At 63.1% G+C, this 24,795-nt stretch carries 18 protein-coding genes and 2 tRNA genes; 18 read left to right on the top strand and 2 right to left on the bottom strand.

Annotated features, from left to right (window positions below; genetic code table 11):
* The first annotated feature begins 1 nt into the window (after position 1).
* The 9 genes from secD to rplT all read left to right on the top strand — a co-directional run bounded on the left by secD (position 2) and on the right by rplT (position 10,627).
* Positions 2-1,537, top strand: coding sequence for a protein translocase subunit SecD (gene secD, locus E0E00_RS07460; protein ID WP_130811911.1), 1,536 nt, complete (start codon positions 2-4; stop codon positions 1,535-1,537).
* A complete protein-coding gene (secF, locus tag E0E00_RS07465) occupies positions 1,530-2,519 on the top strand; it encodes a protein translocase subunit SecF (RefSeq protein ID WP_130811912.1) in 990 nt (329 codons plus the stop codon). The genes secD and secF overlap by 8 nt, the downstream gene beginning before the upstream one ends.
* Position 2,520: 1 nt before the next feature.
* On the top strand, positions 2,521-5,856 hold the full coding sequence (gene recJ, locus E0E00_RS07470; protein ID WP_242622185.1) for a single-stranded-DNA-specific exonuclease RecJ: 3,336 nt from the start codon (positions 2,521-2,523) through the stop codon (positions 5,854-5,856).
* Positions 5,857-6,014: 158 nt separating this feature from the next.
* Positions 6,015-8,339, top strand: coding sequence for a bifunctional (p)ppGpp synthetase/guanosine-3',5'-bis(diphosphate) 3'-pyrophosphohydrolase (locus tag E0E00_RS07475; RefSeq protein ID WP_130812635.1), 2,325 nt, complete (start codon positions 6,015-6,017; stop codon positions 8,337-8,339).
* Positions 8,340-8,346: 7 nt separating this feature from the next.
* A complete protein-coding gene (locus tag E0E00_RS07480) occupies positions 8,347-9,024 on the top strand; it encodes an MBL fold metallo-hydrolase (protein WP_130811914.1) in 678 nt (225 codons plus the stop codon).
* 46 nt (positions 9,025-9,070) lie between these two features.
* Positions 9,071-9,156: transfer RNA gene (locus E0E00_RS07485), tRNA-Leu, on the top strand.
* 242 nt (positions 9,157-9,398) lie between these two features.
* Positions 9,399-10,016, top strand: a complete 618-nt coding sequence (gene infC / locus E0E00_RS07490) for a translation initiation factor IF-3 (RefSeq protein WP_130811915.1) — start codon at positions 9,399-9,401, stop codon at positions 10,014-10,016.
* A gap of 1 nt (position 10,017) precedes the next feature.
* Positions 10,018-10,215, top strand: a complete 198-nt coding sequence (gene rpmI, locus E0E00_RS07495; RefSeq protein ID WP_130811916.1) for a 50S ribosomal protein L35 — start codon at positions 10,018-10,020, stop codon at positions 10,213-10,215.
* A 46-nt stretch (positions 10,216-10,261) separates the two neighbouring features.
* The gene (gene rplT / locus E0E00_RS07500; protein WP_130811917.1) at positions 10,262-10,627 is read left to right on the top strand and encodes a 50S ribosomal protein L20; all 366 of its coding nucleotides are present in this window, start codon (positions 10,262-10,264) and stop codon (positions 10,625-10,627) included.
* A gap of 435 nt (positions 10,628-11,062) precedes the next feature.
* Here rplT and E0E00_RS07505 read toward each other — a convergent pair whose 3' ends face one another.
* Positions 11,063-12,301 carry a glycosyltransferase family 4 protein gene (locus E0E00_RS07505; protein ID WP_242622186.1) on the bottom strand — a complete coding sequence of 413 codons (1,239 nt, stop codon included), beginning with the start codon at positions 12,299-12,301 and terminating at the stop codon, positions 11,063-11,065.
* A 539-nt stretch (positions 12,302-12,840) separates the two neighbouring features.
* Between E0E00_RS07505 and E0E00_RS07510 the strand changes: the two genes are divergently transcribed.
* The 7 genes from E0E00_RS07510 (at position 12,841) to rho (ending at position 21,573) form a co-directional block, all read left to right on the top strand.
* Positions 12,841-12,916, top strand: a tRNA-Ala gene (locus E0E00_RS07510).
* A 242-nt stretch (positions 12,917-13,158) separates the two neighbouring features.
* Complete coding sequence (locus E0E00_RS07515) at positions 13,159-14,169, top strand: radical SAM protein (RefSeq protein ID WP_242622187.1); 1,011 nt, start codon at positions 13,159-13,161, stop codon at positions 14,167-14,169.
* Positions 14,170-14,226: 57 nt separating this feature from the next.
* Positions 14,227-14,538 (top strand): hypothetical protein, encoded by a 312-nt coding sequence (locus E0E00_RS07520; protein WP_130811919.1) that lies wholly within the window; start codon positions 14,227-14,229, stop codon positions 14,536-14,538.
* A gap of 74 nt (positions 14,539-14,612) precedes the next feature.
* Complete coding sequence (locus E0E00_RS07525; RefSeq protein WP_130811920.1) at positions 14,613-16,106, top strand: nicotinate phosphoribosyltransferase; 1,494 nt, start codon at positions 14,613-14,615, stop codon at positions 16,104-16,106.
* 95 nt (positions 16,107-16,201) lie between these two features.
* Positions 16,202-18,046 carry an arginine--tRNA ligase gene (gene argS / locus E0E00_RS07530; protein WP_130811921.1) on the top strand — a complete coding sequence of 615 codons (1,845 nt, stop codon included), beginning with the start codon at positions 16,202-16,204 and terminating at the stop codon, positions 18,044-18,046.
* 190 nt (positions 18,047-18,236) lie between these two features.
* Positions 18,237-18,923 (top strand): MarR family transcriptional regulator, encoded by a 687-nt coding sequence (locus tag E0E00_RS07535; RefSeq protein ID WP_130811922.1) that lies wholly within the window; start codon positions 18,237-18,239, stop codon positions 18,921-18,923.
* 400 nt (positions 18,924-19,323) lie between these two features.
* Positions 19,324-21,573, top strand: coding sequence for a transcription termination factor Rho (gene rho / locus E0E00_RS07540; protein ID WP_130811923.1), 2,250 nt, complete (start codon positions 19,324-19,326; stop codon positions 21,571-21,573).
* A gap of 210 nt (positions 21,574-21,783) precedes the next feature.
* Here the strand turns inward: rho and E0E00_RS07545 are convergent, their stop codons facing one another.
* Complete coding sequence (locus E0E00_RS07545; protein ID WP_130811924.1) at positions 21,784-22,569, bottom strand: SDR family oxidoreductase; 786 nt, start codon at positions 22,567-22,569, stop codon at positions 21,784-21,786.
* A 222-nt stretch (positions 22,570-22,791) separates the two neighbouring features.
* Here E0E00_RS07545 and E0E00_RS07550 point away from each other — a divergent pair, with 222 nt between their 5' ends.
* Together E0E00_RS07550 and E0E00_RS07555 are read left to right on the top strand one after the other, a co-directional pair.
* Positions 22,792-24,144, top strand: a complete 1,353-nt coding sequence (locus E0E00_RS07550) for a hypothetical protein (protein WP_207302702.1) — start codon at positions 22,792-22,794, stop codon at positions 24,142-24,144.
* Positions 24,144-24,665, top strand: coding sequence for a VanZ family protein (locus E0E00_RS07555; protein WP_130811926.1), 522 nt, complete (start codon positions 24,144-24,146; stop codon positions 24,663-24,665). Before E0E00_RS07550 ends, E0E00_RS07555 begins: the two co-directional genes overlap by 1 nt.
* Positions 24,666-24,795: the final 130 nt, after the last annotated feature.

Raw genomic sequence — 24,795 nt, forward strand, 5'->3', positions numbered from 1 at the left:
CATGACCCAGAAGCAAGACCACGAGGCTCCTAAAACGGGCCTCGGCCGGTGGAACGCTACCGAGTCGAAGCCGCGTGGCTCAAAGGATGCCCGCGCTGCTCGTCCCGGTCGCACCAAGCGACGTCGCATGAATCCCACCGTGCGTCACTACGTGTCAACGCTCGTGGTGACGGTCGCCGTCTGCGTGGCGTGCATCTTCTGCTTCACGCCGCTCAGCGAGCGCATCACCACCGGCCTTGACATCCAGGGCGGCGTCTCGGTAATCCTCACCGCGTCGAAGCAGGACGGCTCCACGCCCACCGTAGACGAGATGAACACCGCCAAGACTATCGTCGAGAAGCGCGTGAACACGCTTGGTGCCTCCGAGGCAACGGTGCAGATCCAGGGGAGCAACTCGATTCTGGTCCAGATTCCCGGTGCCACGGACGCCGACTCCGCAGTCCAGACCATCGGACAGACCGGACACCTCGAGTTTGTCCGCCTCGATGACATCGGCGACGCCGATGCGCTCGCAAAGATCGAGGCCGGTGCCTCCAACGCGACGCTGGAGCAGGGTACCTACACTGCCTTTCTCGACGGCTCCTACATCGAGTCCACCTCCGTCGCGCAGTCCTCGACCTCCGTTGGCACCTACGCCGTGAACATCACGTTCAATTCCGAGGGCGCCGACATCTTCGGCCAGGTCACCAAGGAGCTTGCCCCCACCAATGGCCAGATCTGCATCGTCCTCGACGGTGTCGTGCAGTCTGCGCCTGCCGTCCAGGAGGAGATTTCGGGCGGCAAGGTTTCCATCACAGGCAACTTTACCAGTGCCGAGGCCCAGGAGCTCAAGACCGTGCTCGACTCTGGCTCGCTGCCTGTTACCCTTAACTACTCCGAGAGCCGTGTGGTCGGTCCCACGCTTGGTCAGGACTCGCTCAACCAGGGCATTCTCGCCCTGGTCATTGGTGTGGCCTTTGTTATCGTCTACCTGTTTGTCTTCTATCGTGGCCTGGGCTTGCTCACGCTTGGGTCCCTTGCGGTATTCGCAGTCCTTTACCTGGGACTTCTCGCCATTCTTTCTCACTACGGCATGTTCTCGCTGTCGCTTCCTGGCCTTGCGGGCATGGTCCTCACCACGGGTTCGGCCGCAGACTCCTCGATTCTGGTGCTCGAGCGCTTCCGCGAGGAGGTCCGCATGGGCCGCACCGTCAAGAACGCCTCGGTCTCGGGCGCGCGCCACGGCATCATGACCTCGCTCGACGCTGACATCGTGACGCTCGTCACCGCACTTGCCCTCTTCTTTGTGGGGGCCGGTACCGTCAAGGGCTTTGGTCTCACGCTGGCGCTCGGCGTTGCCTGCGACATCGTGACCATGTTCGGCTTTAAGGCGCCCGCGCTGAGGCTCCTTGCCACCCATGCGATTCCCTCTCACCCAGGCTTCTGGGGCGTTGACCAGGACATCGCCGAGGCAGAGCGCAAGTCCCAGGAGGCCCAGAAGGCGAGAGGTGCCAAGGCGCCCTCCTCGTCCGCGAAGGGGGGTGAGGCTCGTGCGTAGCCACTTCTCCCACGAGATTTCGTTCATCGGTCACCGCAGGCAGTTCCTCACGCTCTCGTGCGTCCTTGTGATCCTCTCGGTTGTGGGCCTTGTCGCGCGCGGCTTGGTCTTTGGCATCGAGTTCACAGGCGGCACCGAGATAGACTTCTACGAGACGAACACCATCACCATCGAGCAGATGCGTGGCGCCCTCGAGTCAGCAGGGGAGGGCGCGGCCACCGTCCAGACAACCGCCACGCAGGGCGAGGCGGGCTTCCTCGTGCGTTCCGACACCACCGACCCCACCACCGCCAATGCGCACGCGCAGGCGGCGGCCGAGTCGCTCGGCCTCACGACCGATAACTACACCGTGACAACTATCGGCCCCGACTGGGGCGCCGACACCACGCGCTCCTCGCTCATGGCCTTTGGCGTGGCAATCCTTCTCATCATCGCCTACGTCTCGTTCCGCTACGAGTTCAAGATGTCCATCACGGCCGTCATCGCGCTCCTGCATGACCTCATCATCACGCTGGGCGTCTACGCATGGTTCCAGATTGACATCTCGCCCAACGTGATTGCGGCCCTGCTCACCATCATGGGCTACTCGCTCTACGACACCGTGGTCGAGTTCAACCGCATGAACGAGAACGCCAAGCAGCTCCGTGATGGCGTGCATCACACCTACTATGAGATTTGCAACTACTCGATCAACGAGGTCATCATCCGTACGATCAACACCACGGTCGTGACGCTCGTGCCGGTCATCTGCATGCTGGCCATCGGTGGGGCGACGCTCAAGGACTTCGCCTTCGCCATCCTGGTCGGCGAGATTCTGGGCACCTATTCCAGCTTCGCCGTGGCGTCGCCGCTCCTGGCCATCTGGAAGACGCGCGAGCCCAAGTGGGCCAAGCTCGAGGCCAAGTACGGCAACGTCGAGGCGGCCTCGGCTGCGCCTGCCACGGGTAATCATGCCGAGAAGAACGAGCCCAGGGAGAGCTAGGGTGCCCGGGCTTCTCGATAGCCGCCGTTGGGACGTCCTTGACGCGGACCCCCGCGCCGAGGCGTCCCTTGCCGATGCGCTGGGCGTTTCCCGCCTGGTGGCCCGGGTCCTCGTGGCCCGCGGCATCACCGGCGTCGAGGAGGCCCGCGCCTTCCTCACCCCCTCGCTGGATCGCGACTGGGCAGACCCGCTGCTCATTCCTGGCATGCCGGAGGCCGCAGATCGTGTTGAGCGTGCCGTGCGGACAGGGGAGGGCATCGCCGTCTTTGGCGACTTCGACGTCGACGGCATGAGCTCCACCTGCATCCTTGCACTTGGCCTGCGTAAGCTGGGCGGGCATGCCCGTGCCTACATCCCGCACCGCTTTGGCGAGGGCTACGGCCTTACGAGGGCCGCGCTCAACCGTGTGCTGGCAGACGGCAAGCCTGACCTCATCGTGACCGTCGACAACGGCATTGCTGCCCAGCACGAGGTTGATTGGCTGCTCGAGCAGGGGGTGGACGTCGTGGTGACCGACCACCACGAGCCCGCGGATCTGGTACCCCAGGGCGTTCCCGTGACGGATCCAAAGCTCGCGGCCGACGGCCCCTCTCGCGACCTTGCTGGCGCAGGCGTGTCGCTCAAGCTCCTGGCTGTGTTGGGCGAGCGTCTTGGCAAGCCCAACGTCTGGCGCTCCTACACCGACGTTGCCGCCCTGGGCACCCTCTCGGACATGATGCAGCTCTCGCGCGAGAACCGCGCCCTGGTCGCCGATGGCGTAGGGCGGCTGAGAAGAACCTCTCGTCCCGGCCTTGTGGCCCTTGCGGCCTGTGCCGGTCAGGACATATCCGAGGCCACCGCGGACTCGCTGCCCTTCTCGATCATCCCGCGCCTCAACGCCGCCGGTCGCATGGGCACCACTGACATCGCCATCGACCTGCTCATGACCAACGATCCCGCCCAGGCGCCAGTCCTTGCGGGGCAGCTCGAGGACATCAATAGGCAGCGCCGCGATATCGAGTCGGCCCTCACCGAGGAGGCGCTCGCGAAGGTCGCGGCCACATGGCGCGGCGGGCGCGTCATCGTTGTCGACGGCGAGGGCTGGCACGAGGGCGTCAAGGGCATCGTGGCAAGCCGCATCGTGAATCGCTACCACGTGCCTGCCATTCTCTTCACCATCCAGGATGGGATTGCACGCGGGTCTGGCCGCTCGGTTGGCTCGGTCGATCTGTTCCGCGCCGTCGAGCAGTGCTCCGACATGCTCGTCCGCTTTGGCGGGCATGCGGGTGCTGTGGGAGTGACCTGCGAGGCGTCGCGCCTCGACGAGTTCCGCGGTCGTCTGGAGGCTGTGCTCGACGCACTGCCTGCCGAGCAGTTTGAATCGCGCGGCGAGGTCGCCGCGGTTGTGCGCCTCTCCGAACTCACCATCTCCTCCATTGCGTCGCTCGAGACGCTGCAGCCCTTTGGACAGGGCAACAAAAGGCCCCTCCTCGCCGTGCGTGGCGTCACCATGAGAAATCGCTCTCGTGTTGGTGCCGATGGTGCCCACCTGCGCTTTATTGCCACAGACGGCACCTCCTCGGTGCCCGCCATCATGTTTCGCGTGCCAGACTGCTCGCACGCCTGCGCTACGGACAGCGTGGTCGACCTGGTCTTTGAGGCCGTGGACGAGACCTGGCAGGGGCGTACGAAGCCAAAGCTCATGGTCAAGGACATCCTCTACCGCGACGGCGAGGATGAGGCGCCCGCCGGTCCGGGCTTCGTGGACGGCCTCTTCGCGCGCGAGGAGGGCGAGAAGGACGCGGTCGCGGGCCCCGCGGCACTCAGCGCGCCCGGAGAGCCCGCTGTGCCAGCACCCGAGGTTTTGCCCCAGGACTACGACGCCCTTACGAACAGCCTGGTACGTGCCCTCATCGGAGAGAAGGCGCTGCTGCCTGCGCAGCGCGAGGCGCTCTCGCGCCTTGCCAACGGCCGCTCGACGCTCTGTGTGATGGCAACGGGTCGCGGCAAATCGCTCGTCTTCCACGTCCATGCGGCTCGCACCGCCCTTTCGCGGCATCGTGCGAGTATCTTCGTGTATCCGCTGCGCGCCCTTGTCGCAGACCAGGCGCACCACCTCTCCGACGAGCTTGCGCCTCTTGGTGTGGGCGTGGCTGTGCTCACGGGCGAGACGTCCGTCGAGGAGCGCGCCCGCGTCTATGCGGGCCTGGCCTCCGGCCTGGTTGACATCGTTCTCACCACACCTGAGTACCTGGCCCTCCACGCCGATGACCTTGCGCGCTCCGGCCGCGTGGGCTTTCTCGTGGTCGATGAGGCGCACCACAGCTCGCCCTCTGGCTCTGGCTCGCGCGACGCCTACCGCGACCTGCCTCGCGTTCGCGCTCTTCTCGGCGAGCCCGTCGTTTTGGCCGTCACGGCCACGGCCTCGGCTGAGGTGGCTCGCGACATCTGCGACCTCTGCGGCATTGCCGCCCAGGACGCGATTGTAGACCCTGCTGTACGTGACAACCTCAGCCTCGACGACTGCCGCGACCTGCGCGACCGCGACGCGGCGCTTGCCTCGATTGTGGCCGAGGGCGAGAAATGCATCGCCTACGTGAACTCCCGCGCCCGCTCGGTGACGCTCGCGCGCCTGCTTCGCCACCAGGTGCCAGAGCTTGCGCCCCGGGTCGCCTTCTACAACGCGGGGCTCCCGCGTGCCGACCGCATGCGCGTCGAGCGGGCGTTCCGTATGGGCGAGCTTTCGTGCATCGTCTCCACCAGCGCCTTTGGTGAGGGAGTGAACATCCCCGACGTGCGCAGCGTCGTGCTCTACGACATGCCGCTGGGACGCGTCGAGTTCAACCAGATGAGCGGGCGGGCCGGTCGCGACGGAGGCGATGCCCGCGTGCACCTGCTCTTCGGCCGGCGCGACCTTGCCTCCACGCAGCGCATCCTGAGCCAGGTGGCACCCACGCGAGACGAGCTCGTCGCGCTCTACTGCGCACTGCGGGGCGTCTCCCGGAGCGCCGCTCAGGTGGGGAAGGCGTCATTCTCGGCGTGTGACTCCCAACTCGCGGCCATGGCCACGGTGAGGGGCCGTCCGCTTTCGGAAGCTACGGTCACCTGCGGTATACAGGTCTTCGAAGAGCTGGGACTTCTTTCGCTTGTGGGCTTTGGAGACGCACGTCTCATTACCATGACGGAGAGTCCCGCGCGCGTCAATCTTGAGGCCTCTGCCCGCTACCTCGAGGGCATTCGCGAGCGTCAGGCGTGCGGCGAGTTTGGCGAATGGGTACTCTCATGTACTGAGGAAGAGTTGCTCTCTGCGATTAACAGGCCCATTGCGCCAAACTTTGGCGTGTGTGTGGGCGAGTAGGAGGAGGGGCCATGGGCGATGACGGCATGATGGCCGAGAAGGCCCAGGATACATTGGCTGCGGCGTCTGTGGGGGGAGCTGCCGTACCGGCTCCCGTCGATGGGGCGACTGCGGCCCCGGCCGCCCCGCTCGCACCGGCGACCGCGGCCGCGACCCCCATGCCCGCCAAGAAGCCGACCGTTCCCGATGCGGCAAACTTCCGCGTCCTCGAGGAGGCTGCGCGCTCCTACCTCAACGACAAGGAGTGGGCAAAGATTGACCGCGCCTACCACTTTGCGGCCAACTACCACCGCAATCAGCGCCGGCGTTCGGGTGAGCCCTACATCAACCACCCTGTCGAGGTGGCTCTCATCCTCTGCAAGGACCTCCACATGGACGAGGACACCATCTGCGCCGCGCTTCTGCACGACACGGTGGAGGACACGCCCGCCACGCTCTCGCAGATCTCGTCGCTCTTTGGCGAGACGACGGCCGAGCTGGTGGATGGCGTCACCAAGCTCACGTCCATCAAGGTCACCTCGATGGACGAGAAGCAGGCCCTCAACCTGCGCAAGATGTTTCTCGCCATGTCCAAGGACATCCGCGTGGTCATTATCAAGCTGGCCGACCGCCTGCACAACATGCGCACCCTGGCGGCACTGCCTCCTGATCGCCGCCTCTTCAAGGCGCGCGAGACCATGGACGTGTACGCGCCTCTCGCCGATCGCCTTGGCATCTCCTCCATCAAGTGGGAGCTTGAGGACTTGGCCTTCTTCTGGCTCGAGCCCGAGGAGTACCAGCGCGTGGCCCGTATGGTCCAGGACTCGCGCGCACAGCGCGAGGACGACACCGAGGCAGCCATCAAGACCCTGGATGACGAGCTCAAGCGCGTGGGCCTCAAGAACTACCAGATTACCGGCCGCCCCAAGCACCTCTGGTCCATCTACCAAAAGATGACCCGCAAGGGCCGGGACTTCTCGGACATCTACGACCTTATCGCCCTGCGTATCATCACGCAGACGGTGGGGGATTGCTACTCGGCGCTGGGGGCTGTCCACACGCTCTGGCACCCCATGCCCGGGCGCTTCAAGGACTACATCGCCACACCCAAGGCAAACCTCTACCAGTCGCTCCATACCACCGTAGTGGGGCCGGACGGCAAACCCATAGAGATCCAGATTCGCACGGTCGAGATGCACGAGGCCTCTGAGTACGGCGTTGCCGCCCACTGGCTCTACAAGAAGGCGGGCAACTCCCGGGGCAAGATGTCGGCCGAGGACCGCTCAATCGACTCCACAATCAACTGGATTCGCAAGAGCCTCGATTGGGCCGTCGAGGATGACATCGACGACCCCCACGAATTCCTGAACAGCCTCCGCGTGGACCTCTTCGAGCACGAGATCTTTGTCTTCACGCCAAAGGGCGAGGTCATGAGCCTGCGCCGTGACTCGACGCCGCTTGACTTTGCCTACGCCGTCCACACCGAGGTGGGCAACCACTGCGTGGGCGCCAAAGTCAACGGGTCGGTGGTCCCACTCACCTACAAGCTCAACATGGGTGACCGCGTGGAAGTCCTCACCAATAAGAACGCCAAGCCCAGCCGCGACTGGATGAACATCGTGGTCACGCCCTCGGCGCGCGCCAAGATTCGCAAGTACTTCTCGGTGGAGACGCGCGCGGACGACGCCGAGCAGGGCAGGAGCGACCTTGCCCACGAGCTGCGCCGCCGTGGCTATGGCATCTCGACGCAGCGTACCGTAAAGGCAATCGAGCGCGTGTACCCGCAGTTTGACTATCGCTCCGCTGACGACCTGTTTGCCGGCATCGGTACGGGCAAGGTCTCGTCCAAGCAGGTTGCCAACCGTATCGAGGAGGTCCTTGAGGAGGGCTCGCCCGAGCAGCTCGAGGCTGCGCGCAAGGAGGCGGAGCGCCAGGCCAGGGTCGAGCAGGCCATCAAGGAAAACAAGCCCCTCATGCAGTCCTACGCCATCACGCAGACTGCGAGGGGAGCGAGGCGTCGTAGCAACTGCGGCGTGGTCGTGAAGGGCGATGCGGACCTTCTCGTGCATCTCGCGCACTGCTGCAACCCCGTGGCCGGTGACGATATCGTGGGTTTCATCACGCGCGGCCGCGGCGTTTCGGTGCATCGCGCCAACTGCCCCAACGTGCACGACCTCATGAACCACCCCGAGCGCATGATCCCTGTCGAGTGGGACACTTCGGGTGCCACGGAGTTCCGAGTCGAGATTGTGGTCGAGGCTACGGACCGCATGGGGCTTCTCAAGGACGTCACCATCGCGATTGGCGACGCGGGCGGGAACATCCTCTCCGCTGCGACGCAGACGGGCAAGCGGGGCATCGCGCGCCTGCGCTTTATCGTGGCCATCTCGGACGCAAGCCTTCTGGACGCACTGCTCGCCAGCGTTTCTCGCGTGCCTTCCGTTTACGATGCACGGCGCATCATGCCCGGTGAGGGTGCCAGCCAGATGAAGAGAAGGGTGTAGTTCCAGCATGACGGGCTACTTCCGCGACGCGGGTTCATTTGAAGTTTCTTCTGGCGGTGACGTGGTGCGCGTCTTTGTCGTTGGGCCCATCCAGACCAACTGCTACGCTTACGTCTCTGCCGGCGAGGCCCTAATCGTCGATCCCGGTGCGGCAGGCGTGCGGGTGGCTGCGGCGCTTTCTGGCGAGAAGGTCGTCTGCGTGGTGGGGACCCACGGCCACGGAGACCATGTGGGTGGCGTAGCAGCGCTTGTCTCGGCAACAGGTGCGCCCTTCGAGCTTGCGGCACCGGACGTCGAGATGGCCGAGCACGCCAGCAACCCACGCCATTCCGGCTCGGGAGTCTCCTACGACAACGATGCCCCCGCACCTTCTCGGCTGCTTGTCGAGGGCGACGTAGTCAAGGTGGGTACGGCGCAGTTCCGCGTGATGGAGACGCCTGGTCACACGCCAGGTGGAATCTGCCTGGTGGGGGAGGGCACGGCCGACGGCATCGCCTTCGTGGGCGATACGCTCTTTCCGGGATCCTGCGGGCGCACCGACCTCGATGGTGGTGACCCAGACGCCATGCGCCAATCGCTCTCGCGCATGGGCCGCGAGATCGCTCCAAAGACGGTCTTGCTCTGCGGGCACGGCCCTGCGACCACGATGGCCGAGGAGCTTGAGAACAACCCCTTCGTGCAGTGAGGTATTTGCTGGCGCATCTGGTATAGTTCTCAGGTGCGCATGGCGCGCCCGAGTGGCGGAATGGCAGACGCGGAGGTCTCAAAAACCTCTGAGGGAAACCTCGTGTGGGTTCGACCCCCACCTCGGGCACCAGTTATCCTGGCGTTTCTCGGTAGCATGTTGTCTCGATGGAGACGTGCGTCTCGAAAGAGGGTCGTTGCGCTAGCTGGTTGGCTGGGGTACTATCATCCATGCGTGAACATGCGAAGCGGGGCATACTGTCCCCACCTGAACGGCGCCCACGCGGCAGCTGTCTGGTCAGACAAAGAGTTCTCACCACCCAGGCATGGGTGGCCCTTGTCTCCCGACGGCTGTGTGTCATCGGGAGTTGTTTTTTGTTCGCGGCGCCAGGCGCCGCAGAGAGAGGAAGGTGTAGAGAGATAGCCAGAAACGATGGTCCTCGCGTCAACGGGGAAATCACCTCACGCACGTGCCGCCTCATCGGTGTCGATGGCTCGCAGCTGGGCCTGTTTGGCGTGCGTGACGCCTTGCGCATCGCGCAGGAGCAGGGGCTTGACCTCGTGGAGATCGCGCCCAACGCGAACCCTCCGGTATGCAAGGTGCTCGACTACAGCAAGTACAAGTACGAGCAGGATCGTAAGGCCAAGATGGCGCGCAAGAACCAGGCGCGCATCGAGGTCAAAGAGATGAAGTTCCGCCCCAAGATCGACGTGGGTGATTACGAGACCAAGAAGGCCCACGTGATGCGCTTCCTCAAGAAGGGCGCAAAGGTCAAGATCACGATCATGTTCCGCGGTCGTGAGATGGCCCACCCCGAGCAGGGACGCATCGTGCTCGACCGTCTTGCCGAGGACCTCAAGCCTTGGGCCACCGTCGAGCAGCAGCCCCTCATGGAGGGCCGCAACATGCACATGCTCATTGCCCCCATCAAGGGTGCGTTCGATGTGACGCCCCAGGGCGGCGAAGACACGAGTGAGAAGAAGGAGAAGTAACATGCCCAAGATGAAGACGCACAAGGGTACCGCAAAGCGCTTCCGTCGCACTGGTACCGGCAAGATTATGCGTGCCAAGGCCTTCAAGAGCCACATCCTGTCCAAGAAGTCCCAGAAGCGCATTCGCAACTTCCGCAAAGAGGCGGTGCTCGCTCCCAGCGACGTCAAGGTTGTCTCCCAGCGCATGGGTTCCAAGTAGGCGCTTCGCGCGTCCCGATTTTCCCTCAACGAGGAGTTGATTAGATATGTCCCGAGTCAAGCGCGCAGTCGCTGGCCGCAAGAAGCGTCAGACCCTGGTCGAGCGTACCAAGGGTTATTACGGAACTTCCTCTCGTACCTTCCGCGGCATGAAGGAGCAGGCTCAGCACTCTGGCCAGTATCAGTATCGTGATCGCCGCAACAAGAAGCGCGACTTCCGCAGCCTGTGGATTCAGCGTATCAACGCTGCTGCCCGCATGAACGACCTTTCCTACAGCACCTTCATGCATGGCCTCAAGCTTGCCGGCGTCGAGCTGGACCGCAAGGTTCTCGCCGAGATTGCCTACGGCGACGAGGAGGCATTCGCTGACCTCGCCGGCGTTGCCAAGAAGGCCCTCGCTGACGCAGAGTAGCTCTACGGCATGCACTAGCACTAGCTCTTTGGTTTGACTGATAGCGGCAGCGGGCTTGTCCCGGTGCCGCTTTTTGAGACAAGGGGATAGCCCCCTAGTCTCATCCCATTGGTTGTGCGATGCCACTTTGCACAAAAGTGCTCTATCGCGGGGAAATTGGTGACTCGTTGCACAAAAGCGGGCTATCGCGGGGCGTTTTTGGTGCCGTATCATCAAATTATTAACTACGTTTACAGTAAAATGCATAAAATTAAACATTAATTCGAAACCATGCATTCAATATTACATATTTGATATCAGAGTGAGAAAATCACCCAGCGATAGCCCGCTTTTGTGCACAAGACTCCCAAAACCCCATCGATAGAGCCACTTTGTGCATTGTGGGACAAGGGTGTGGGACGAGGGGACTGTCCCCTTGCCTCTTGTCTCATTCTGTTAGCCTTGGCGACCGTTGCCCTTGCTGTCGGAATGGACGCCGAGAAGCTCTTCGCGTCCTTCTTCGTGGCGTTCACGCGCTCTCGCAGATTCTTCCGCAAAGGCCGGGTCATCCGGTCCTACCAGCTCGTCATCACCGGTGTGCGGATCTTTATGGTGGCGCAGTACGGGCTCAAAGAGATGCAGGTGGCTGGCGAAGGCCCCGGAAATCACGAGTAACAACAGGAAAATGCAGATGCGTGGCACCGTAGTCACCTGCGTCATGACCAGCGCACCCGCACAGAGAAGCGCCGTCCACGCGTACACCACGAGCACAGCTTGTCGTTGGTCAAAGCCCTCGGCCAGAAGGCGATGGTGGATGTGTCCACGATCCGCTCGACCGACGCTCACGTGAGCCCTGGTGCGGCGAACGATTGCGGAGAACGTGTCGATGATGGGGATGCCCGCAATCACAAGGGGCACGATGATTGTGGTAAGGCCAGCAATTCTTGTCACCGAGAGAAGCGAGATCGTCCCTAGTGCAAAACCCAAGGTAAGTGAGCCGGAATCACCCAGAAAGATACTTGCTGGGTGGAAGTTGTAGTGGAGAAAGCCAAGCGTCGAACCAGCAATTGCACAGGCAAGCGCAGCAGCGTCGAGACGCCCCGCCCAGATCGAGAGCACAAACATCGTCACAGAGGCAATGCACGAGATGCCCGAGGCAAGTCCGTCCAACCCGTCGATGAGGTTGGTGATATTCGCGTAAGCAACCAGATAGATGATGGTTGCGGGGTAGGTGAGCCAACCAAGCTCGATGAACTCCCCGGGTTCAAAGGGGTTTGCAATCACGCCGATAACTAGACCGCCCAAAGCAGCAACGGTGGCGGCAAGCACCTGCCCGGCGAGCTTCGCCTTGGGGGAGAGCGAGTATTTGTCGTCGAGAAGTCCGGTTGTGAAGATGATGACAAATGCTAGGACGAGCATCCAGTAGTTCACCGAGAGTCGCGGCGAGGGGACGAGAACAACCGGCCAGTCAAAGTAGGTGGTGCCAATGTACTGGACTGTGAAAGCGGCAACGATTCCTGCAAAGATTGCGATACCGCCCATGCGGGGGATAGGCGTCTTGTTCACGCGGCGCTTGCTGGGATAGTCGATGGCGCCAATCCTAACGGCAATCTTTCTAGCAAGGGGCGTGACTGCAAGCGCACTAGCGAGAGAGGCGGCAAACAAGCAGAAAAATGATAGCCAGTACCTGGGCACCGTCCGACACCTCTCCCTTCTCGCTACCTTCCCTCGCCAGACATCATACACAGAAACGTTCGAAAACATGCCGTTAGGCAGCTATGGGTGAAATGGGCGAAGGGATGGAACGGTTGTTTACTTGGACTTTATTCGGACCCCTCTTGAATGCTGCGCAAAAAAGCCCCAATACATCTATTGTGTATGCACCGCTCGCCGTGTCAAGACTGGTATCCAGATGCCCATTCGCCTACATTGGAACTGTCGTCCCCCTGCGGTACAAACTGGGTGAACCGACAAGCGTTACGAGGGAGTCCAACATCTCGTTCTGAAAGGGGATCCTCCGTTGCTGAGGAAGCCGGAAGGGGCGATGAGGACACCCACCTTCTGAAGGTGGGTTCATAATCGTATCCGCAGGGGGCGGCTTTCCTGTCTTCTCTCGCATGCGCCATAGCAACGGCACCGTAGGTGCGCCATGTGCTTGTCTTCCGCAATTACCGTACTTTGGCGTTGACACGGGCACCGCAAATTGCGACAATGGCTCCCGCGCATGAGCGTCTGGGGATGTAGCTCAGTTGGGAGAGCGCTGCCTTCGCAAGGCAGAGGCCGAGGGTTCGAATCCCTTCATCTCCACCAGAGACAGATAGGCGAACACCTCTATCTCGGGGTGCTCGCTTTTTTGTTCGACGCCGGGTCTCTTGCGCGCTCTGCCGACTCCGGAAGGCGCGTTTGCGCAGCAGCTCCGTCGCGAATCGGGCTTCCGGTGCCAATCCGGTGCCGAGGCAAGAGTTGCCGGACAGTGCCGCCCCTTGCCCCCGGATGACAACCGATTGGCTACGAGATAGACTAGCAGCGCATAATTCGAGTCTGATGGGAGCATGGCAGGGATGGAGGATCTCATCGCCAAGCTGGACGCATCCTCCTACGACGTCTGCGGGCTTTGCCCGCGCCGCTGCGGAGCCGCACGTTCCAAGGGCCGCGCTGGCAGCTGTGGAGCCACCTCCACCCCGCGCGCCGCCAGGGCTGCGCTTCACTTCTGGGAGGAGCCGCCCATCTCGGGCGAGGTCGGCTCGGGAGCCATCTTCTTCACGGGTTGTCCCCTCCGTTGCTGCTTCTGCCAGAACCACCTCATCTCACAGGAGGGCTTCGGCCTTGCCGTCTCCACTTCGCGCATCGCCGAGATGATGCTCGAGCTTCAGGCCCAAGGTGCTCTCAACATCAATCTTGTGACCCCTCTGCACTTTGCGCCAACCGTCCGCAAGGCGGTGCTCCTCGCTCGCGAGAATGGCCTTGCCCTGCCTATCGTCTGCAACACCTCCGGCTACGAGCTGCCCGAGGTCGTACGCGCGATGTCCGACGTCATCGACATCTGGCTCACCGACTTCAAATACGCAAGCCCCACCTTGGCAGGCAAGCTCTCCGCCGCACCAAACTACCCGAGCGTTGCGGCAGCAGCCCTGCAGGAGATGGTCGCCTCCGTGAGCGCCGCAGGCGGCCGCGAGCTGGGCGAAGACGGTGCGATGAGGCGCGGGGTCATCGTCCGCCACCTGGTGCTGCCTGGCCACGTGGATGACTCCTGCGCGGTTCTCGACTGCGTCTGGGAGGCCTGTGGCAATGCGGCTGACCTCTCGGTCATGAACCAGTACACGCCCAATGACATCTGCCGCAAGGCGGGCGGCGACCTTGCGCGCGGCGTGACGGACGAGGAGTACGAGATAGTCCTCTGCCACGCGGACGACCTCGGCTTCGAGAACATCTGGTGGCAGGAGGGCGACACCGTCTCCGAAAGCTTCGTGCCCGAGTTCGACGCCACCGGCGTCGAGGGGCCAGAGCTACAAATCGCGCAGGCATCCGCCCCCGTAGCGCCCGATGGCCGCAAAGGGGTATAGACTCTCAGACAACTGTACGCAATCGCGTGCCCGCCACGCGTCCACCATGGAGGTCCCATGCCAGAGAACACGCCACTCTCCGACGAGGAGAGGTCAGAGCTGGAGAGGCTCCGCGCCGAGAAGGCCGCCCGCGAAAGGGCCCAGGAGGCCGCCCGTGAGCGCGCAGAGTTCGAGCGCCTGAAGGCCGAGAAGGCCACCAGCGAGAAGGACGCTGCCGAGCAGCAAAGAATCGCCGTGGCGCGCGAAAAGGGCCGTCAGCTCATGGAGCCCGACGACGATGACCTCCGCATGCCCAAGGGCCAGAAGATCGTTATCGCCATCGTGGTCGTAGTGGCGGCGGTGTGGCTTCTCGCCATGGCGCTCGGCTAGGCGCGCAACCACATGGAAGTCCGGCGCAGGGCAGCCCCCATGCCCGCGCCAGCAGACGGGAGGAAGTAGCAGCAATGTCGCTCACGGACCGCACCAAGCCAACAGATGTCTCGCTCAACACCGACCTCTATGAGCTCACGATGGCTCAGGGATTCTGGGAGTCGGGCCTTGTCGACACCCAGGCAACCTTCAACGCTTTCTTCCGCGAGAACCCCTTTGGCGGTGGCTATGCGGTTGCCTGCGGTATGGGGCAGATTACGGATTTGGTCGAGAACTTCGTCTTCGACGACGAGGACATCGCCTACCTGGCCAGCATCCCGGCACCGGGTGGTGGCCACATGTTCAAGCCGGGTTTTCTCGACTACCTTCGCGACCATCGCCTTGATCTTACGATCCATGCCGTCCCCGAGGGGGACGTGGTCTTTCCGCGCGAGCCCATAGTGCGCGTTCAGGGCCCTCTCGTCGACTGCCAGCTCATCGAGACGGCCCTGCTCAACCTTGTGAACTTCCAGACCCTCGTGGCAACGAAGGCCTCGCGCGTGGTTCGCGCGGCCGAGGGGCATCCGGTGTCTGACTTTGGCCTGAGGCGTGCCCAGGGTCCCGACGGCGGCCTTGCCGTTGCTCGCGCCTCCTACATTGCCGGCGCAAGCTCCACATCGAACCTGCTTGCGGGCAAGGTCTACGGCATCCCTGTCTTTGGCACCCACGCCCACTCCTGGGTCATGGCATTCCCCACGGAGCTCGACGCCTTCCGTGCGTTTGCCAAGTCGAGTCCCAAGAACTGCGTGCTGCTCCTCGACACCTACGACGTCCACCAGGGTATCAAAAACGCAATCATAGTTGCCAAGGAGATGGAGGCCGCGGGCGAGCGCTTGGCCGCAATCCGCATCGACTCGGGCGATCTTGCCAAGCTCACCAAGGAGACGCGCGAGGCCTTTGACGACGCCGGCCTGCCCTACGTGAAGATCTCGGCCTCGAACGACCTGGACGAGTACACCATCCAGTCGCTCTACGCGCAGGGTGCGCCCATCGACTCATTTGGCGTGGGCACCAAGCTCGCTACCTGCGACCCGCAGCCCTCGCTCGGCGGCGTCTACAAGCTCTCGGCCGTTCGCGATTCGGCAGACGCCCCGTGGAACCCTGTCATCAAGCTCTCCGAGCAGGCCTACAAGCGCACGGTCCCGGGTGTCCAGCGCGTCCTGCGCTTCTTGGACGACGACCACTGCCCGGTGGGCGACATGATTCTGGATGACTCCTACGTGCGTGGGGATGCCACGGCAACCGCGAGGATGGAAGACATCCTCGATCCCTTCTCGTCCTACGAGCTTTCCGGCACGCCGCGCGAGCTTCTCGCCTGCTATGTCGAGCATGGTGAGCGTGCGGGCGAGCCGGTGGACATCGAGGAGTCGCGCTCCCGCTGTCACAACGCGCTCATGCACCTTGATCCGGCAGTGGCCCGCTTCCTCAACCCGCAGATCTACCCTGTAGGCCTGGAGCCGGGTCTTGCAGCGCTTCGTCGCGACCTCGCGGAGAAGGAGCGTAGCGAGTCATCGCGCGTCAAGCGCTAGCATCTGCGCTTCGGCGGCGCACGGCGCCTCTGTTACACTGCTCGCACACGTAGGCGTGCCAGGGGGCGCGCAGGTATCCAGGAAGGACGAGGCACATGCCCGAGAAGATTGAGGAGCTCGTCAGGAAAGCCGTCGCAGATGCGCAGGAGGCGGGAGACCTTCCTGCCTTCGAGGTGGGGGACCTTGGCCTTGAGCGCCCCGCCGACGCCGAGAACGGTGACTGGACCACCACGCTTGCCCTGCGCTCCGCACGTCTCGCACACATGGCGCCCCGCGCGATTGCCCAGGCCATTGTGGGCCACATGGCAAGTGACCCCGGCGTCCCCAAGGTCGAGGTCGCAGGTCCCGGCTTTGTGAACTTCTACCTCTCGGCGGCCGCCAACAACGAGATTTTCCGCACGGTGCGCGAGCAGGGTCATGACTTTGGCCGCTCGAACATTGGCGTTGGCGAGAAGGTCCAGGTCGAGTTCGTGTCGGCAAACCCCGTGGGCCCGCTCCACATTGGCCACGGTCGCTGGGCGGCACTGGGCGACTCGCTCTGTCGCGTGATGGAGCACGCCGGCTACGACGTTGAGCGCGAGTACTACATCAATGACCATGGCAGCCAGATGGACGTCTTTGGCAACTCTGTCGCCGAGCGCTATCTGCAGCTGGCGCAGGTGATGGGGGAGCGTGGCTGCTCGCTCGACGAGGCCGTGAAGGTGCTGCTCGATGACCGCAAGGCCTTCGTGGCAGACGAGGAGGACGCTTGTCCCGAGCTTCACCCCTTCGCTGACTCTTTCAACAGGAACCTGGGTGGCAATGCCTATGGCGGAGACTACATCGTCGACGTTGCCCGTCACTTCATGGAAGTCGACGGCACGTGTTGGGTGGACGCAGATCCCCAGGAGCGCATGCTCGAGTTCCGCGAGCGCGGCTATCGGCTCATGCTCGAGACGATCAAGAACACGCTCGACGAGTCCCGCTGCCACTTTGATATGTGGTACTCCGAGCGCTCCCTCTACGCGAAGGGCGAGGATGGCACCTCGGCCGTCGGCCGTGCCCTCGCGCGTCTGGATGAGATGGGCTACCTCTACCGCGACGAGGACGGTGCGCTGTGGTTCCGCTCAACCGCCCTTGGTGACGACAAGGACCGCGTGCTCATCAAGACCAACGGCGAGTACACCTACTTTGCCTCTGACGTGGCATATCACTGGAACAAGTTCCAGCGTGTCGACCACGTGATTGACATTTGGGGTGCCGACCACCACGGCTACATCAAGCGCGTCGACTCCGCCTGCGAGGCCCTGGGCTATCCCGGCAAGCTCGAGGTGCTGCTCGGCCAGCTCGTGAACCTGCTGCGCGACGGCGTACCGGTGCGCATGTCCAAACGCAAGGGCACCATGATTCCCTTCAAGGAGCTCATGGACGAGGTCGGTGTGGATGCAACGCGCTACACCCTCATCTCCAAGTCGAGCAACCAGATGATCGATTTTGATATCGAGAAAGTCAAGAAGCAGGACAACACCAACCCCGTCTATTATGTGCAGTATGCGCATGCGCGCATATGCTCGATCCTGCGCAAGGGCGCGGGCGTGACGGCCGAGGAGGCTGAGGGGCTCGGCATGGACGAGGTCGCCCGTCGTGCGGTGGGCGAGAACTACGACCTTGCCCTGCTTACCGATTCCACCGAGACCACGCTTGCCCGCAAGCTCTCCGAGTTCCCGGCGCTGGTAGAAGGCTGCGCACGCGACCGCGCCCCCTTCCGCCTCACGCACTATGCCGAGGAGCTGGCCGGGGACTTCCACTCCTTCTATACGGTGTGCCAGGTGCTTCCCAGCAAGGGGCGCCCGGTGGACGAAGCACTCTCGAAGGCCCGGCTCGCCGCCGTGGACGCCACGCGCAGGGTGCTTGCCCTCGCGCTTGAACTCTGCGGGGTTCACGCGCCACAGAGCATGTGACGTTAGCCTGTCCCCTTTGGTGCATTCACCCGAACAATCTCTACGTATAAGCAGTTGTTCCAGCAAGAAGTTCCATTTAATATATAATCGCTCTTTAAGGGGGCACGGGTTGGCATCAGGCGGGTTGCGTCTGGCGCTGCAATGTCGTCCCATGACGTTGGGATGCGGCTAGAGACAGAGGTGGGGGCTCGTGGACCTGCGCGAGTACATGTCGGTACGCAGAGCGTACAACCTCGTGCGCCAGTCACAGCCTGCGCGCGATAGACTCACGTTCGAGGAGTTTGCGGTTCTCTGTCGCCTTCAGGTGGCGGGTGAGCCGATGAAGACCTCGACTATTGCCGAGTACCAAGGGGCGTTGCGTCCCACCATGACGCATCGCGCGAACAACCTTGCCGAACTTGGGCTGATCTCACGAGATGAGGGTGGCAAGGACCGCCGTAACGTGGTCTGCGCCATCACGCCAGAGGGGATCCGCTATGTCGAGATGCTCTCCGAGCTCACCTGCAACGAGATTCAGCCTGGCCAGCCGCTTTCCCGTACCTTGCCCGAACGCATCGTCAAGTACGTCGATGCCATGGGTTCCACCTTTGCCAAGGCAGGAGATCTTGTGCTTCTCGCCATGTATGCTGAGGATGCTCAGCCCGTCACCGTTACGAGGCTTGTCGATGCGCTGGGGCTTTTGCAGCCCACGGTATCGATGTCGGTCTCATCGCTTGTGGCGGAGGGGCTGATTGAGCGCGGGCCTTCCCGCGCGTCTGGCCTTGTCCTCACGCCAAGCGGAACTGGGCGTGCGGCCGAGCTTGCCGCTCGTATCGCGGAGATTGTCGTAAGGCGTCGTCCCAGGGGTCAGAAGCTGGATGACCAGGCGGAGGGGTAGTAGCGCCGTCTGATCAGCTTTGGGCGCCGTCATCACCGATGTGGACATGAATGGCCGCCCGCCCCCAGCGGCTCAGGGGAAGGCTAATCCGGATCTCTAGTGCATACTACTAACCCCCAAAGGCCTACCTCGTCGTTTTTATGGCTCCGACGTGCACTCTTGCGCATGTCGTGCTATAGTGTCCCAGACGCAATGCACCGCGTGCGTGTTCGTACGGCATGCGTGCGTATCGCAACAACCCCCTCCCTGCATGTGATGGACGGTTCTCTCGTAGCTGTTCCGAAGTCGCGTCGAGGGGTCGCATCGGGCACCACGGCCTCGACGAAGCCTATCAATTAGTTAATTTGCATGACGACTTGGCGCGACACGCGTCTTGCGTGAGAGTGAAAGGTAATACAGCATGGCAGATGAGACACCCGCGGGTTCTCAGGACGCTAGTTCTGAGCAGGCCCCTGAGGAGACGCCCAAACCCAGGCGGCGCCGCCGTACTCGAGCCGAGATTGAGGCCGATAAGCTCGCGAAGGCGGCTGTGGCTGCGGTCGAGCCGGTGCCCGCTGAGGGCCAGCCTGCGGCAGAGGAGGCGCCAAAGCCGCGCCGTCGCCGGGCGGCCAGGAAGAAGGGCGAGGAAGCCGGTGCTGAGCAGGGTGAGCTTCCCATCGCTGCTGCCTCCGCGGCACCCGAAGCCGCTCCTGAGGAGGCGCCAAAGCCGCGCCGCCATCGTCGTACCCGCGCCCAGATAGAGGCTGACGAGCGTGCGAAGGCAGAGGCCGCTGCCCAGGCAGAGGTCGCAGCAGCAATGGCAGAGCCCCCCGCGCCTGGCTCGGAGGAGCCTGCTCCCAAGCCCCGACGTCGGCGTCGCACACGTGCGCAGATAGAGGCTGACGAGCGCACCAAGGCGGAGGCCGCCAAGGGACGCGCCGGCAGTGAGGCTAGCGAGCCTGCCGAGAGCGTACCGAACGCCCCGGAGCGCCAGGAGCCCAAGGTCGCAGGGACTTCCCAGCATGCCGAGCATGACCAGGCAAGCTTTGCTGAGATGACGCGCGTAACGCAGGAGGCAACGCAGGCAAGCTCGATTCCTGCCCCCATGCCGGCAGCAACGCTTGCGGAGACCGATCATGCATCCGAGCAGCAGGACCGCCTCCATAGACAGCCTCGCGAGCACTACCAACGCGAGCGCGGCGAGCAGCAACAGGGCCAGCAGCAAGGTCAGCAGCAGGGCAGGCGCCGCCGCGTGAGCTACAGCAACTCCGGCCACAACCGCTTCAATAACGGTAACGGGGGAGACGGCAGTAATTTCAACCGTCGCAACCAGCAGAATCACAAGCAGCATAACCGCCATAACGGCCAGCCCACGCAGACCCAGCCATCGCTCTCTCGTGACGACCTGCAGGCCATGAAGGTGGCAGACCTTCGTACCAAGGCTGCCGAACTTGACGTCGAGTACATTGGCGTTCACAAGACCGATCTCGTCGAAGCCGTGTATCTGGCTGCGGCCGCAGCTGAGGGCTTCCGTCCCGTCGACGGTATTCTCGAGATGGGCAACACTGGTGCGGGTTATATTCGCACCAGCAATTACATGAAGGGCGACAACGACGCCTACGTGAGCCAGCAGTTCATCCGCAACTACGCCCTGCGTCCGGGCGACCGCATTGAGGGAACAGTTGGACCTGCTCGCACCAACACCAAATATCCTGCCCAATACCCACCCCTCACTGCCATCTCGCGCGTGAATGGCCGCGATCCGGAGTCTGTGAGGAACCGCCCGCGCTTCCGCGACCTCACCCCCATCTATCCCAATGAACGCCTGGTCATGGAGTGTGGCAAGGACTCCATTACCGGTCGTGCCATCGACCTCGTTGCCCCCATCGGCAAAGGCCAGCGTGGCCTTATCGTGAGTCCTCCCAAGGCCGGCAAGACTACCGTCCTCAAGAAGATCTGCCAATCCATTGCCGCCAACAACCCCGAGGTCCATCTCGTCTGCCTGCTCGTGGACGAGCGCCCCGAGGAAGTCACCGATATGCAGCGCTCCATTCATGGCGAGGTTGTGGCGTCAACGTTTGATATGCCTGCCGATAACCACACTGCCGTGTCCGAGCTTGTCATCGAGCACGCCAAGAGGCTTGTCGAGCTTGGCGAAGATGTCGTGGTGGTTCTCGACTCCATCACGCGTCTTGCTCGCGCGTACAACTTGGCGCAGCCCGCGAGCGGCCGCATCCTCTCTGGCGGCGTTGACTCTGCGGCACTCTATCCGCCCAAGAAGTTCCTGGGTGCCGCTCGCAACATCGAGAACGGCGGTTCTCTCACCATCATTGCGTCTGCACTTGTGGACACCGGATCCAAGATGGATGAGGTCATCTTCGAGGAGTTCAAGGGTACGGGCAACATGGAGCTCAAGCTTGACCGCGAGCTTGCGGACAAGCGCATCTTCCCCGCGATCGACCCGGTCTCCTCGGGCACGCGCAACGAGGACCTGCTCCTTCCCGCCGAGCTCACGCCCTTCGTATGGGGGATTCGCCGCGTGCTGGCGAATATGAACAACACCGAGCGTGCTGCGTCGGCGCTGGTCAAGGGCCTGAAGGCAACCAACTCTAACGAGGAGTTCCTTATCCGCTCGGCCAAGAAGGCCCAGCAGAGCGAGTATGTGATGTAGGTCTCGGTGCGGGACTTCTTCTCGCCTGTGGCTGTAAAGTTGCGCACCCCGGCGTGTCCGCCAGGGGTGCGCTTTTCGCCGGTTGGGGGCAGTTAACCGTTCGGAATCTACGGCTCGGGTACGGCACCGTAAGTTCCGAACGGTCGGCCTGCCCTAACCGGCGATTCTCTACGACTTGCTGCCCACGCCAAGGCTGAGAAGAGCCCCGTCCTATTCGCCAGTACGGGCCGTGAACAGCAGGTCCTGGGCACGCATGACCCAACTTGCTGGCAACACCTTGGCCGCCACGCTTGCCGCCAGCATGTCCGGCGAGGTCACGCAGGTGGAGCGGCCAAGAACCGCGGCATGCAGCGCCTTTCTCACCACGTCAGCGGGCTTCTCGTAACCGATTGTGGTCATGCGGCGAACATTACGCGCGTCGCCGGGATTGGCGAGAAAACCGGTGTCCATGAACTTGGGGCACACTGCCGTCACGTGGATGCCGGCAGGCCGGAGCTCGTAGTCAAGGGTGCGCGAAAGGTCAACCACAAAGCGCTTGGTGGCCGAGTAGGTCGAAAAGCCCGGCTGCGGAATGAGTCCGGCAATCGAAGCCATGTTCACCACGCGCGAGCCGGCAACCATGCGGGGGAGGCAGTGATAGGTGGTCTCGACCACGGCGAGGCAGTTAAGACGCACCATGTTGCCCTCGTCTGCCTCGGAAATCTGGCCAAAGTCGCCAAACTTCCCAAAGCCGGCGCTGTTCACAAGCCACTGCACCGTGGGCGCTTCATCCTCCAGGGAGTCGCGCAGGCACTCGTATGACGAGTCCTTGGTGAGGTCGAGGGCAAACGCGCGCACGGGTGTCGCGGTCTGCTCGGCAACGACCCCGAGGGCCTCGACGTTCCTGGCGACAACCCAGATCTGGTCGAGCGGGCCACCCGCCGCGCGGTCGAGTTGGCGGACGAACTCGCGCCCAACTCCCGATGACGCTCCCGTGACAACTGCGATATTGGCCATCGTACCCTCCTCAAGACAATTATCTGCTTGCATTTGGCGTGGTGGAAAGTATAGTTGACAGGTAAGTTTGATGACACGCAAGTGTCGCGACGGCAAACGCAACCAAAGACGAACCACGCCGTTGTCAACCTGCCCACACCAGCCTTTCCGGCCGGTGCTCCTCAGGCCATAGGTGAGCATCGTTCGTCTCCAGCCGCGCAGTCGCGAAGGCATCGGAGGTGTATGAGGATGACATGCAGGAGGAGTCCAGCGGTTGTTGCCGGCCTTCTCGGCGTTGTTGCCTTTGGTACGACCATGGCGGCATTTGCGGAAGAGGGTGCCTTGCCCCTTGATGCGTCCCCAAGCCTGAACCTTGCGCAGCTGGGCCTCACTGGCATCGACCTTACGAGCATCAATGCCGAAACTGCCGGAGCCCTTGGCATAAGTTGTGCGTGCGGCGCTCTCGTCTCGATGGGTACCTATGCACTTCTCCGCGCCATCTCGCGCAAGCGGGCGGTTGCGAACCCCCATGAGCCAGAATCCGCCACCGAGAAACCCGCCGAGTCGACGCAAGCAGGCGACGCCCCCCGTGCCGCACACGCGCCGCGCCACATGCGCCCCAGGGACTGGGAGCGCGCGGGTTGTCTGAGTGCTGCTGAGAAGGCCGAGGAGATTGCCGACGGACTGGCAGCTAAAGATGCTTCCGGCATGCATGCCGCTCACGGCTACGAGCAAATCGCTGAGAACTACGTGAGCAAGCAGACCTTTAGGCAGCGCATGGCAACGCGCGCGCAGGGCGTTGCTGCGACCCTTTCGGCGCGCATTGACGCCAACCGCATGGAGGGCCTTCCCGTCATCGAGCGCGCGGACGGCTCCGTGGGAGACGTTGGGACCGCGTGGTGGACCGCCGCGATGGGACCCTCGATCTCTGGCCCCATCGACGTGAGCGATGGCACCGCGGATGCCATACCCTCCGAGTTTGGCGCCGAGGGCATTAACGACCTGCAGTTCATGTCTGTAGGCCCGCGTGACATTTCTCGCCGCGTCTCGCCGGTCGAGGAGGATGCCTATCCAGAGAAGCGCAGCGTGGGGGACGCCGGGGATGACGACTGGGACCGCGCCCTCAAGGCCATGGACGAGAGGCTCGGCGTTTCTGGCGCTTTTGCGGCACAGCCGGTGGCAGCGCGGGCCGGCGCGGTCGCGCCCCTCGAGCCCTTCTCGGACTGCGTTGGCGATGAGGGCTCGATTGATGAGCCCGAAGGCATCGAGCAGGACACGGAGTTTCTTTACTTCAGGCCGCCAGCCGGACACCCCGAGGTCGTCGACACCGAGACCTACGTCGATTACCTGGTTGCTGAGGAGTTCTCGCGCAACCCATCTGCCGCTGTGCGCAAATCCTCCCGCGACTACCTGCGCATCATCGAGGGTGGGACCCAGACCGGGGGCCTGCGTGTACAAGGCCGCCACATGGCACCCAGGCGGGGCGGTGACTCTATGGGGAAGACCACCGGTTCCATTGGGAAGACTGGCAGGTACAAGCCGCGTCACTTTGCCGGCTCCGCGCCCCTTTCGCACGTCGACGCCTTGGAGGCGTGATGCGAGACGGGATGGGGGAGTCGTCCGACTCCGCAAAAGAACGACTCGGGTCGAGCGCCCGCCACAGGTGGTGGGCGCTCGGCTTCTGCCTGTGGGTTGCCTTCATTTGGGGGCACTCCCTCGTGCAGGGCCCTCAGTCCTCGGCTGAGAGTGCAGGCGTGGTTGCCCAGGTGACGCCCCTTCTCAACGCGCTTGGTATCACGAGCGAGCATGCCATGACCCTTGCCGTGCGCAAGACCGCCCACTTCCTTGAGTACGCCGTGCTGGGAGCGCTGGCCGTGCCCACGCTTGGGCTTCCTGCCCGTGGGGGAAGGGCCCCTCGCTGGTTGGGCCCGGTTGCAGTCGCCCTCATTCCTGTGGTAGACGAGACAATCCAGCACTTCGTTCCCGGACGTGAGCCCTCTCCTTGCGACGTCCTTATCGACCTCTGCGGTATCGCTGCGGGCGCGCTTGTTGCTCTGCTCGCTTCCCGACGCAGGGCAGACAGGCGGACGGTGGGTGGAGCGACGTGTCCAAAATGACGCGTGCCATCGGCGTTGCCCCAGCTTGCGCATGTTACGAAAACATGCGATGTGTTACGTCTCGAATAAGCTTTCAGGCCTAGTATGCCGCGCTCGGCCCTCGTTTCATAGAGTTGTCCACGAATCGCGT

This window comes from Olsenella sp. Marseille-P4559 (genome assembly GCF_900605015.1).
GTDB lineage: Bacteria > Actinomycetota > Coriobacteriia > Coriobacteriales > Atopobiaceae > Tractidigestivibacter.

Excerpts from the sequence above, each read along its gene's own strand:
- secD (WP_130811911.1), top strand. The coding sequence starts at position 2 with ATGACCCAGAAGCAAGACCACGAGGCTCCTAAAACGGGCCTCGGCCGG.
- E0E00_RS07475 (WP_130812635.1), top strand. The coding sequence starts at position 6,015 with ATGCCCGCCAAGAAGCCGACCGTTCCCGATGCGGCAAACTTCCGCGTC.
- E0E00_RS07480 (WP_130811914.1), top strand. The coding sequence starts at position 8,347 with ATGACGGGCTACTTCCGCGACGCGGGTTCATTTGAAGTTTCTTCTGGC.
- rpmI (WP_130811916.1), top strand. The coding sequence starts at position 10,018 with ATGCCCAAGATGAAGACGCACAAGGGTACCGCAAAGCGCTTCCGTCGC.
- rplT (WP_130811917.1), top strand. The coding sequence starts at position 10,262 with ATGTCCCGAGTCAAGCGCGCAGTCGCTGGCCGCAAGAAGCGTCAGACC.
- E0E00_RS07515 (WP_242622187.1), top strand. The coding sequence starts at position 13,159 with ATGGCAGGGATGGAGGATCTCATCGCCAAGCTGGACGCATCCTCCTAC.
- E0E00_RS07520 (WP_130811919.1), top strand. The coding sequence starts at position 14,227 with ATGCCAGAGAACACGCCACTCTCCGACGAGGAGAGGTCAGAGCTGGAG.
- E0E00_RS07525 (WP_130811920.1), top strand. The coding sequence starts at position 14,613 with ATGTCGCTCACGGACCGCACCAAGCCAACAGATGTCTCGCTCAACACC.
- argS (WP_130811921.1), top strand. The coding sequence starts at position 16,202 with ATGCCCGAGAAGATTGAGGAGCTCGTCAGGAAAGCCGTCGCAGATGCG.
- rho (WP_130811923.1), top strand. The coding sequence starts at position 19,324 with ATGGCAGATGAGACACCCGCGGGTTCTCAGGACGCTAGTTCTGAGCAG.
- E0E00_RS07545 (WP_130811924.1), bottom strand. The coding sequence starts at position 22,569 with ATGGCCAATATCGCAGTTGTCACGGGAGCGTCATCGGGAGTTGGGCGC.
- E0E00_RS07550 (WP_207302702.1), top strand. The coding sequence starts at position 22,792 with ATGAGGATGACATGCAGGAGGAGTCCAGCGGTTGTTGCCGGCCTTCTC.
- E0E00_RS07555 (WP_130811926.1), top strand. The coding sequence starts at position 24,144 with ATGCGAGACGGGATGGGGGAGTCGTCCGACTCCGCAAAAGAACGACTC.